This window comes from Rhodovulum sp. (assembly GCF_011048875.1).
Taxonomy (GTDB): Bacteria; Pseudomonadota; Alphaproteobacteria; order Rhodobacterales; family Rhodobacteraceae; genus Rhodovulum; species Rhodovulum tesquicola.
This window is the reverse complement of sequence record NZ_DSDD01000006.1, coordinates 1-10,244: the sequence shown is the minus strand read 5'-3', so window position 1 is coordinate 10,244 and position 10,244 is coordinate 1. Positions and strand designations below refer to the sequence as shown.

Here is a 10,244-nt window from a genome sequence, read left to right as displayed (position 1 = left end):
CCCCACGCCTGCGCTGATCTTCTTCTGGCCGAAATATCCCCGCCGGAGGCACGCGGCCGCAAGGCCGCGCCACCCCCAACCCCGGGCAAGCGGGGCGCATGCCCCGCGCGGCCCGGGGGCGGGAGCCCCCCGCCACCACCCGCCCCGTCAATAGCCTCGCGCGCGGTCCACCAGATGCAGGAAAGGCTCGCCCGCCTCGCCGCGCCGGATATTCTCGGCGATCACGCGGGCGGCCGTTTCGGGCCGCGTCTCGGCCGCGACATGCGGGCTCACCGTCACCCCGGGATGGGTCCAGAACGGATGCCCCGCAGGCAGCGGCTCGGTGCGGAACACATCCAGCGTCGCATGGCCCAGCCGCCCCGCATCCAGCGCCGCAAGCAGCGCGGCATCCTCCACCAGCGCCCCGCGCCCCGCATTGATCAGCACCGCGCCGGGCGGCAGCCAGCCCAGCCGCTCCGTATCCATCAGGTTCTCGGTCTGCTCCGTCAGCGGCAACAGCAGCACCACGATGTCCGCCCGCTCCAAAACTGCGCGCAGCCCCGCCGCGCCGTGATGGCAGGCGATCCCCCCGATCTCGCGCGGCGTCCGGCTCCAGCCCGCCACCTCGAACCGCAACCCTGCCAGCACCAGCGCGCAGGCCCGCCCCAGCGCGCCCAGCCCCAGAACCGCCACCCGCCTTTCGCGCGCCAGCGGCGGCACGACCGGGTCCCAGACCGGCGCGCGGCGCAGCAGATGCCGGTCCAGCTCCAGGTGATGGCGCAGCACCTGCCCCGTTACCCATTCCACCATGCCCTCCTCCAGTCCCGGATCGACCATGCGGCACAGGGGCTGGGTCAGCGTCGGATCGGTCACGATCCGCTCGACCCCGGCCCACAGGCTCAGGACCGCGCGGCAGCGGGTGAAGGGGGCGAAATCGCGCAGGCCGTCATTCGGGGCGTAGACGATGTAATCCACCGCGCCGGGCGCATCGGTTCCGGTCACGATCCGCGCCGCCACCCCCGCCTCGTCCAGCGCGCGGGTCAGCGGCGCGCGATAGGCCTCCCACAGCCCGTCGCGGGCGGAAAACAGGACCAGCGGCATCAGCGCCCCCGCGGGCGATGGATATGCGCGCTCTGCACCAGCCCGAAGCCCACCATCAGCACCAGCATCGCCGACCCCCCGTAGGACACCAGCGGCAGGGGCACCCCCACCACCGGCATCAGCCCCATCACCATCGACATGTTCACCGCGAAATACAGGAAGAAGGTCGCCCCGATCCCCAGCGTCAGCAGCGACGAGAACCGGTCCTTGTTCTTCAGCGCCGCGCTGATGCAGAAGACCAGGATCAGCACATAAAGCGCCAGCAGCGACACGCCCCCCAGCAGGCCGAATTCCTCGGCCAGCGTGGTGAAGATGAAATCGGTATGTTTCTCGGGCAGGAAGTTCAGCCGCGACTGCGTGCCCTGCATGAAGCCGCGCCCCGACCAGCCGCCCGAGCCCAGCGCGATCTTGGACTGGGTGATGTGATAGCCCGCGCCCAGCGGATCGCTCGCGGGATCGAGGAAGGTGTCGATCCGGCGGAACTGGTAATCCTTCAGCAATTGCCACTCGGTCCCGCGGCTCGACAGCACCGCGGCTACCGCGCCCACGCTCGCCCCCGCGATCACCGCGAAGTAAAGCCAATGCACCCCGGCCAGGAACATCACGATCCCGCCGCCCGCCAGCAGCAGGATCGCGGTGCCCAGATCGGGCTGTTTCAGCACCAGCGCGGTGGGGGTCAGGACCAGCGCCGCGGCCATCAGCACGAACAGCGGCCGCGAGACCTTGTTGATGTCCAGCCAGTCGTAATAGGCCGCCAGCATCATCACCAGCGTGATCTTCATCACCTCCGAGGGTTGCAGCCGGATGAACCCGAGGTCGATCCAGCGTTGCGCCCCCATGCCGACCTCGCCGAAGAACTCGACCGCCACCAGCAGCAGCACCGACAGCCCGTAGGCCAGCGCCGCCATGTTGCGCCAGAACCAGATCGGGACGAAGGCCACCGCGAACATCGCCGCCAGCCCCAGCGCGAAGCGCTTCATCTGCGGCTCGGCCCAGCGGTCCAGATTGCCGCCCGCCACCGAATACAGCATCAGGAACCCGACCGAGGCCACCGCGCACAGCAGCAGCACCAGCGCCCAGTTCAGGTAAAGCACCTTGCGCGGCCCGGTGGGCACCCGCTTGACGGTATATTCAAGATAGCTCATGCCCGGCCGCGCCCGCCCGAGGGCGCCGCCTTGCCCGGATCGCGCAGGCGCAGGCCGCGCAACCGCTCCTCGATCTGCCAGCGCTGCCGGTCGGGATAGGCCGAGAGCGGCGGCACATCGCCATGCAGCGCACGCAGGATGATGTCGCGCGCGATGGGGGCCGCCGCGGCCGACCCGCCGCCGCCATGCTCGACCACGACCGAGACCGCGATCTTCGGCGTCTCGACCGGCGCATAGGCCACGAACAGCGCATGGTCGCGCCGCTCCCAGGGCAGGTCCTCGTTGCGGAACACGCCTGCCGCGCGTTCGGCGGCGGTGATGTTGCGCACCTGGCTGGTGCCGGTCTTGCCCGCCATCGCCATCTCGGCGGTGACCACGCGGCTGCCATAGGCGGTGCCGCGGCGGTTGTTCACGACCGCATCCATCGAGCGGCGGATCAGCGCCAGATTGGCGGGGTTCACCTCCAGCGGCTCGCCCGCGCCCGAGGGCTGCTCGACCCCGTCGATCGACTTGACCAGCCGTGGCACCACCGCCCGCCCGGTCGCGATCCGCGCGCTCATCACCGCCAGTTGCAGCGGCGTGGACAGCACATAGCCCTGCCCGATCGAGGCGTTCAGCGTGTCGCCGATCCGCCATTCCTCGTTCCGGCGCGCGCGTTTCCACGCCCGGTCGGGGACCAGCCCCTCGCCCACCGCCGACAGCGGCAGGTCGAACGCCTTGCCCAGCCCGAACCTGCGCGCCATCGCGGCGATCTTGTCGATGCCGACGCGCTGGCCGATCTCGTAGTAATAGACGTCGCAGGATTGCTCGATGCTTTCGACCAGGTTCACATGGCCATGCCCGCCCCGCTTCCAGCAATGGAACCAGCGGCTGCCCAGCGTCAGGTGGCCCGGGCACCAGACGGTGTCCTCGGGCCGGATCACGCCATCCTCCAGCGCGGCCAGCGCGGTGATTATCTTGAAGGTCGAGCCCGGGGGATAGGCGCCCTGCACCGGCTTGTTCGACAGCGGCCGATAGGGCGTGTCGGTCAGCATGCGGTAATCGGCAACCGAGATCCCGCGCACGAACAGGTTCGGATCGAAGCTCGGCGCCGAGGCCAGCGCCAGCAGGTCACCGCGCTCGACATCCATCACCACGACCGCAGCACTTTCCTCGCCCAGCCGCGCCTGGGCAAAGTTCTGCAAGCCCGCATCCACGGTCAGTTGCAGGTCGCTGCCCGGCTGGCCCTCGATCCGGTCCAGTTCGCGGATCACCCGGCCCGCCGCGTTCACCTCGATCCGCCGCGTGCCCGCCTTGCCGCGCAGCCGATCCTCGTATTTCGCCTCGACCCCGGTCTTGCCGATCTGGAAACGCGGGATGCGCAACAGCGGGTCGGGCGAGTCCAGCCGCGTCAGGTCGGATTCCGAGACCGGCCCGACATAGCCCACCAGATGCGCGAAATCCGGGCCCAGCGGGTAATGCCGCGACAGCCCCACCTCGGGGCTGATCCCGGGCAGGGCCGGGGCGTTCACCGCTACCCGCGCCACATCGTCCCAATGCAGCCGGTCGGCCACCGTGACCGGCACGAAGGGGCTGTGGCGCAGGGTCTCGCGCCGCGCCCGCTCGATCGTCTCCTCGTCCAGCGGCACCAGCCGGATCAGCCGCTCCAGCGTCTCGTCGATATCGCCCGCATCCTCGCGCACCAGCACGATGCGATAATTCTGCTCGTTCTCGGCGACGACATGGCCCGCCCGGTCATAGATCATCCCGCGGATCGGCGGGATCAGGCGGATGTTGATGCGGTTCTCCTCGGCCAGCATCCGGTAGGTATCGGCCTCGGTGACCTGCAGATGCCGCATCCGCAGCGCCAGTGCCGTCACCAGCACCGCCTGCGCACCGCCAAAGACCAGCGCGCGCCGCCCGATGCGCCGGTTGCTTTCCTCGGTATCCCTGGACGAGCGTTTCATCGCCTGAGCCCCCGCGGGTCCAGATCGCCCGGCGTCACCCGGCGCACCATGAACAGGTAGCGCGTGGCCAGCGCCACCAGCGGATAGGCCAGCACCGTCAGCACGGCCTGCACCGCCAACAGCCCGAACTGCATCTCGGGCACGCCGAACAGCGCCAGAACCATCCCGTAGACCAGGAACACGCCACCGATCGTGCCCCCGGTCAACATCCATTCCGGCCCGAACGGCGTCTCGACCGAAACCTGCTGGCGCGCGCGCAGGAACTCCGCACCCATCAGCGCCAGCGCCGTGAACAGCCCCGGCGGGCGCATCAGCAGCAGGTCCAGCATCAGGAACACGCAGGCGATCAGCCAGGGCGGCAGGTAATCGGGCCGACGCTGCAACCAGGCAAAGGTCAGGCACAGCATCCATTCCGGCCCGGGCAGGATCTCGGCCCGCGTCTCCAGCGGCAGGATCTGCACAAAGACCACGACCCCGGCCACCGCCCCGAAGATCAGCCGGTGAAGCCAGCGGTCCAGCGTCAGCGGATCAACCATCGCCCGCCTCCTGCGCGGCGGCGGGGATCGGGGCAGGGGCCGGGCCGATCGGCGCGGGCACCACCAGCCCCCCGGCATCGCGGATCACCTCGCCCGCATGGCTGCGCAGCACGCGCAGGAATTCCAGCCGGTCATATTCCGCCGCCAGCCGCGCCCGCAGCCTCTGGTCGCGCCCCAGCGCCACATGCCCCACCAGCAGGCCCGCCGGAAACATCCCGCCATCGCCCGAGGACACGACACGGTCGCCGGGCCGCACCTGCGCCGGGTCCTCTATGAAATCCAGCAGCGGCGCTACCGAATTGTCGCCCGCCAGCACCGCACGCTGACCCGAGGGCTGAATCGTCACCGGGATGCGGCTGTTCGAATCGGTCAGCAGGATCACCCGCGAGGTGGTCTTGCCGACCCCCGCGATCCGCCCCACCAGCCCCAGCCCGTCGGTCGTCGCCCAGCCGTCCACGATACCGTCCCGCGCCCCCACGTTCAGCAGCACCGACTGCCGGAAGGGCGAGCCCGAATCCGCCAGCACCACGCCGGTCACATGGGTCAGCCGCGGATCCAGCCGAACCTTGTTCAGATCCAGCAGCTTGGCATTCTCCTGCTCAAGCTGGAGCGCGGCTTCCTTCCAGGCCATCATCTGGCGCAATTCGCGGCGAAGTTCCTGATTCTGCTCGGCAAGCCGGGCATAGGACTGGAACCCCTCGATCAGCCGCGCAGTGCGCGTGACCGGCACCAGCGCCCAGTCGAAGCTCGGCACCACCGCATCCACCAAGGCGGCGCGGAACCGTTCCACGCGCGGGCTGTCCACCCGCCACAGCACGAACACCGCCAGCAGGACAAAGACCAGCCCCCCGATCAGGATGCGCCGGATCGGGCGGGCATAGTCCAGTTCGGAATTGCGGTCAGCGGCCAAGTCTGCCTCGCTTGCGGCGCGCGCGGCCGTCCGGTTCAGCTTTCGTAATCTATCACATGCCGAAGCTGTTTTTCATATTCCAGCGCCTTGCCGGTCCCCAGCGCCACACAATTCAGTGACTCGTCGGCGACCGAAATCGCCAGCCCAGTCTGCTCGCGCAGCGCCAGGTCCAGCTCGCCCAGCAGCGCGCCGCCGCCGGTCAGCATCACGCCGCGATCCACGATATCGGCCGCCAGATCGGGGGGCGTCGCCTCCAGCGCGGTCATCACCGCCTCGCAGATCTGCTGCACCGGCTCGGACAGCGCCTCGGCGATCTGCGCCTGGTTGATCTCGATCTCCTTCGGCACCCCGTTCAGCAGGTCGCGGCCTCGGATATGCATCGACGCGCCGCGCCCGTCATCGGGCATCCGTGCCGATCCGATCGAGGTCTTGATCCGTTCCGCCGTCGCCTCGCCGATCAGGATGTTCTGCTGGCGCCGCAGGTAGTTGATGATCCCGTCATCCATCCGGTCGCCGCCCACCCGCACCGAGCGCGCATAGACGATGTCGCCCAGCGAGAGGACCGCCACCTCGGTCGTGCCGCCGCCGATATCGACCACCATCGACCCCGTGGGGTCGGTGATCGGCATGCCCGCCCCGATGGCCGCCGCGATGGGCTCCGCGATCAGCCCCGCGCGCCGCGCACCCGCCGACAGCACCGATTGCCGGATCGCGCGCTTTTCCACCGGTGTCGCACCATGCGGCACGCAGACGATGATCTTGGGCTTGGTGAAGGTGGTGCGCTTGTGGACCTTGCGGATGAAGAACTTGATCATCTCCTCGGCCACGTCGAAATCCGCGATCACGCCCTCGCGCATCGGCCGGATCGCCTCGATGCTGCCGGGCGTGCGGCCCAGCATCAGCTTGGCATCCTCGCCGACGGCCAGCACCTGCTTGCGCCCGTTCTTGACGTGGAACGCCACCACCGAAGGCTCGTTCAGGATGATGCCGCGGCCCTTGACATAGACGAGCGTGTTCGCCGTGCCGAGGTCGATCGCCATATCCGACGAGAACAGACCGCCAAAACCTACCATGTGCCGGGCCACCCGATGAATGAGGAAAACGGCCCGCGATTCCGTCCGGCGAGCCGTGCACCTTATAGGCTTGCGGCCCCGCGCCGGTAAAGGGCGCATTCATGCCCCCGGCGGCGCATTTTCGCCGCTTTCACTATTCGAACAATCGGCCGGGTCAGTAGCCGGAAATCCCCGGCTTCGGCTTTTACTTTTCCGACATTCGCGTCCCCGGGGCAGGGCAGGCGCCCCGCCCCGGGAGCAACCCTCGCGACTCAGACCACCGCCTTCGTCTCGTCCGGCCGGGTCTTTTCGCGCCGCACCGCCAACCGATTCAGGGCGTTCACATAGGCCTTGGCGCTGGCCACCACGGTGTCGGTATCCGAGGCCTGCCCGGTCGCGATATGACCATCCTCCTGCAGGCGCACGCTGACGGTGGCCTGCGCATCGGTGCCGCCCGTGACCGCATGCACCTGGTAAAGCTCCAGATGCGCGTGATGCGGCACCAGCGCCTTGACGGCGGCGAAGGTGGCATCCACCGGCCCGTCGCCCTGCGCCGTCACCCGCTGTTCCGCCCCGTCGATCGACAGGATCAGGTCGGCCGATTGCGGCGCCTCGGTGCCGCAGATCACCCGCAGGAATTTCACCTGCACCCGGTCATGGTCCAGGTCCGCCTCGCTGTCGCGCATCAGCGCGATCAGGTCGTCGTCATAGACCTCCTTCTTGCGGTCGGCGAGCGCCTTGAACCGCACGAAGACGTCGTTCAACTGGTTGTCACCCAGATCGAAGCCCAGTTCCTTCAGCTTCGCGCGCAGCGCCGCCCGGCCCGAATGCTTGCCCATCACCAGATTGGTGGCGTTCAGCCCGATATCCTCGGGGCGCATGATCTCGAAGGTCTCGGCATTCTTCAGCACGCCATCCTGATGGATGCCCGATTCATGGGCAAAGGCGTTCTTGCCGACGATGGCCTTGTTGTATTGCACCGGGAACCCGGACACGGTCGCCACCTTGCGCGAGATCGCCATGATCCGCCGCGTGTCGATGCCCGTGCCGAACGGCATGATGTCATTGCGCACCTTCAGCGCCATGACGACTTCTTCCAGCGCGGTGTTGCCCGCGCGTTCGCCCAGCCCGTTGATCGTGCATTCGATCTGCCGCGCGCCCGCCTCGACCGCGGCCAGCGCATTCGCCGTCGCCATGCCCAGATCGTTGTGGCAATGGGTGGCAAAGATCACCTGATCGGCGCCGGGCACCCGCTCCAGCAGCATCGCGATCAGGTCCGCACTTTCGCGCGGCGCGGTATAGCCCACCGTGTCGGGAATGTTGATCGTGGTGGCGCCGCATTTGATTGCGGTCTCGACCACCCGGCACAGGTAATCGCGTTCGGTCCGCGTCGCATCCATCGGCGACCATTGCACGTTGTCGCACAGGTTGCGGGCGTGCGTCACGGTCGCGGCGATCTTCTCGACCATCTCGTCCTGCGTCAGCTTGGTGATGTCGCGATGCAGCGGCGAGGTGCCGATGAAGGTATGGATGCGCGGCCGTTTCGCATGGCTCACCGCCTCCCAGGCGCGGTCGATATCGGCGAAATTGGCGCGTGCCAGCCCGCAGATCACCGCCGATTTCGCCTGTTTCGCGATGTCGCGCACCGCCTCGAAATCGCCTTCCGAGGCGATCGGAAACCCCGCCTCGATGATATCGACGCCCATCTCGTCAAGCATGGCGGCGATTTCCAGCTTCTCGTCATGGGTCATGGTCGCGCCGGGGCTTTGCTCGCCATCGCGCAAGGTCGTGTCGAAGATCAGGACGCGGTCCTGTTCGGTCTGGTCGGTCATGGTGAGAACTCTCGTGTTGGTCTTAGCCGGAAGGGTCTTGGCGCGGAACGGGATCCTCTGAGCGGTCGCGCCGGGACGGCACGCTCAGAGGCGGCTAAGCAGCAGCAGGCCAAGCGGCAGCGCGCGCAGGGCGCGGGCGGCGGCAGGGATATGGGCCTGATGTTCCATGGCGCGCAGTATAGGCATGCAAACGCCAAAGGAAAGCGGAATCGCCGGGCCTTGCGCCCGCGCGGGGCCGCCCTAGCTTGGCGGCGATGGAACGGACCCTTGTCATAGGCGCATCGGGCGGGATCGGCGCCGCCCTCTGCGCGGCGCTTGCCGACCGGGGGGCATCGGTCACGGCCCTGTCGCGGCGCGAACACGCGCTGGACGTCACCGACGAGGCCAGCATCGCCCGCTGCCTCGGCGCGCTGGATGGCCCCTTCGACCTGATCCTTGTCGCCACCGGCGTTCTGAACGGCGCGGGCCATCCCCCCGAAAAGGCGTTGAGGGCATTGACGCCCGAGGCGCTGGCCCATCAATTCGCGGTCAATGCCGCAGGCCCGCTTCTGGTGCTGAAACATGCTGTCCGACTGATGCCGCGCGACCGCCGCGCCGTCTTTGCCGCGTTGTCGGCCCGGGTCGGGTCCATCGGCGACAACCGGCTGGGCGGCTGGTATGCCTATCGCATGGCCAAGGCCGCGCTGAACCAGGGGCTGCACAGCGCGGCGATCGAGCTTGCCCGCACCCATCCCCGGGCGATCTGCGCAGCCCTCCATCCCGGCACCGTCGCCACGCCCTTCACCGCCGCGCATGCCGCCCGCCACCCGACCGTGCCCCCCGACCAGGCGGCGGCGAACCTTCTGGCGGTGATCGAGCGCCTCGATACCGACGCCACGGGCGGGTTCTTCGACTGGTCCGGCGCGCGCGTGCCGTGGTGACCCGCCTTGTCCTCGTGCTGGGCGACCAGTTGTCGCCCGGCCTTTCGGCGCTGCGGGCGGCGCACAGGGCGCGCGATCTTGTCGTGATGGCCGAAGTCATGGCAGAGGCGTCCAATGTCCGCCACCACCCCAAGAAACTCGCCTTCACCTTCGCCGCCATGCGCAAATTCGCCGCCCGGCTGGCCGGCGCTGGCTGGCGCGTCGCCTATTCCCGGCTTGACGACCCCGACAACACCCAGTCGATCCCGGGCGAGCTTTTGCGCCGCGCCGCCGCCGAAGGCGCGCATCAGGTGCTGGCCACCGAACCCGGCGACTGGCGGCTGATCGCGGCGCTGGCCGACCTGCCGCTGACGCTGCGCCAGTTGCCCGACGACCGCTTCATCGCCAGCCATGCCGAATTCGACGCCTGGGCCGCGCGGCGCAAATCGCTGCGGATGGAATATTTCTACCGCGAGATGCGCCGCAAGACCGGCCTGCTGATGGAGGGTGACGCCCCCGCGGGCGGCAAGTGGAACTACGATGCCGAGAACCGCAAGCCCGCCGCCCCCGACCTGTTCCGCCACGGTCCCCTGCGCTTCGACCCCGACGACATCGTGCAGGAGGTGCTGCGCCTTGTCGAAACCCGCTTTCCCGACAATTTCGGCCAATTGCGCCCGTTCTGGTTCGCCACCGATGCCGACCAGGCCGAGGCCGCCCTTGCGCATTTCCTGGCGACCGCCCTGCCGGGCTTCGGCGACACGCAGGACGCGATGCTGACGGGCGACCGCTTCCTGAACCACGCTTTCCTCTCGCCCTATCTGAATGCCGGGCTGCTGGACCCGCT

9 protein-coding genes are annotated in these 10,244 nt (G+C 68.7%); 2 read left to right on the top strand and 7 right to left on the bottom strand.

What is annotated here, in order from left to right:
* Nucleotides 1-147 precede the first annotated feature (147 nt).
* The 7 genes from ENN83_RS00120 to ENN83_RS00090 form a co-directional block, all read right to left on the bottom strand.
* Entirely contained in the window at nucleotides 148-1,080 is a 933-nt protein-coding gene (locus ENN83_RS00120; RefSeq protein WP_287182616.1) for a 2-hydroxyacid dehydrogenase, read from the bottom strand.
* Nucleotides 1,080-2,225: a rod shape-determining protein RodA gene (gene rodA / locus ENN83_RS00115; RefSeq protein WP_287182614.1), complete on the bottom strand. Its 1,146-nt coding sequence runs from the start codon at nucleotides 2,223-2,225 to the stop codon at nucleotides 1,080-1,082. The genes ENN83_RS00120 and rodA overlap by 1 nt, the downstream gene beginning before the upstream one ends.
* The gene (gene mrdA / locus ENN83_RS00110) at nucleotides 2,222-4,171 is read right to left on the bottom strand and encodes a penicillin-binding protein 2 (RefSeq protein ID WP_287182612.1); all 1,950 of its coding nucleotides are present in this window, start codon (nucleotides 4,169-4,171) and stop codon (nucleotides 2,222-2,224) included. The genes rodA and mrdA overlap by 4 nt, the downstream gene beginning before the upstream one ends.
* A complete protein-coding gene (locus ENN83_RS00105; protein WP_287182609.1) occupies nucleotides 4,168-4,707 on the bottom strand; it encodes a rod shape-determining protein MreD in 540 nt (179 codons plus the stop codon). Before ENN83_RS00105 ends, mrdA begins: the two co-directional genes overlap by 4 nt.
* Nucleotides 4,700-5,617 (bottom strand): rod shape-determining protein MreC, encoded by a 918-nt coding sequence (gene mreC / locus ENN83_RS00100; RefSeq protein ID WP_287182607.1) that lies wholly within the window; start codon nucleotides 5,615-5,617, stop codon nucleotides 4,700-4,702. Before mreC ends, ENN83_RS00105 begins: the two co-directional genes overlap by 8 nt.
* Before the next feature lie 35 nt (nucleotides 5,618-5,652).
* The gene (locus ENN83_RS00095; RefSeq protein WP_287182605.1) at nucleotides 5,653-6,690 is read right to left on the bottom strand and encodes a rod shape-determining protein; all 1,038 of its coding nucleotides are present in this window, start codon (nucleotides 6,688-6,690) and stop codon (nucleotides 5,653-5,655) included.
* Between the two features lie 251 nt (nucleotides 6,691-6,941).
* The gene (locus ENN83_RS00090) at nucleotides 6,942-8,501 is read right to left on the bottom strand and encodes a 2-isopropylmalate synthase (protein WP_287182603.1); all 1,560 of its coding nucleotides are present in this window, start codon (nucleotides 8,499-8,501) and stop codon (nucleotides 6,942-6,944) included.
* 254 nt (nucleotides 8,502-8,755) lie between these two features.
* Between ENN83_RS00090 and ENN83_RS00085 the strand changes: the two genes are divergently transcribed.
* Together ENN83_RS00085 and ENN83_RS00080 are read left to right on the top strand one after the other, a co-directional pair.
* Complete coding sequence (locus tag ENN83_RS00085) at nucleotides 8,756-9,421, top strand: SDR family NAD(P)-dependent oxidoreductase (protein WP_287182602.1); 666 nt, start codon at nucleotides 8,756-8,758, stop codon at nucleotides 9,419-9,421.
* Nucleotides 9,415-10,244, top strand: an 830-nt coding sequence (locus tag ENN83_RS00080) for a cryptochrome/photolyase family protein (RefSeq protein WP_287182601.1), incomplete at its 3' end; no start/stop codon positions are given. The genes ENN83_RS00085 and ENN83_RS00080, both read left to right, overlap by 7 nt.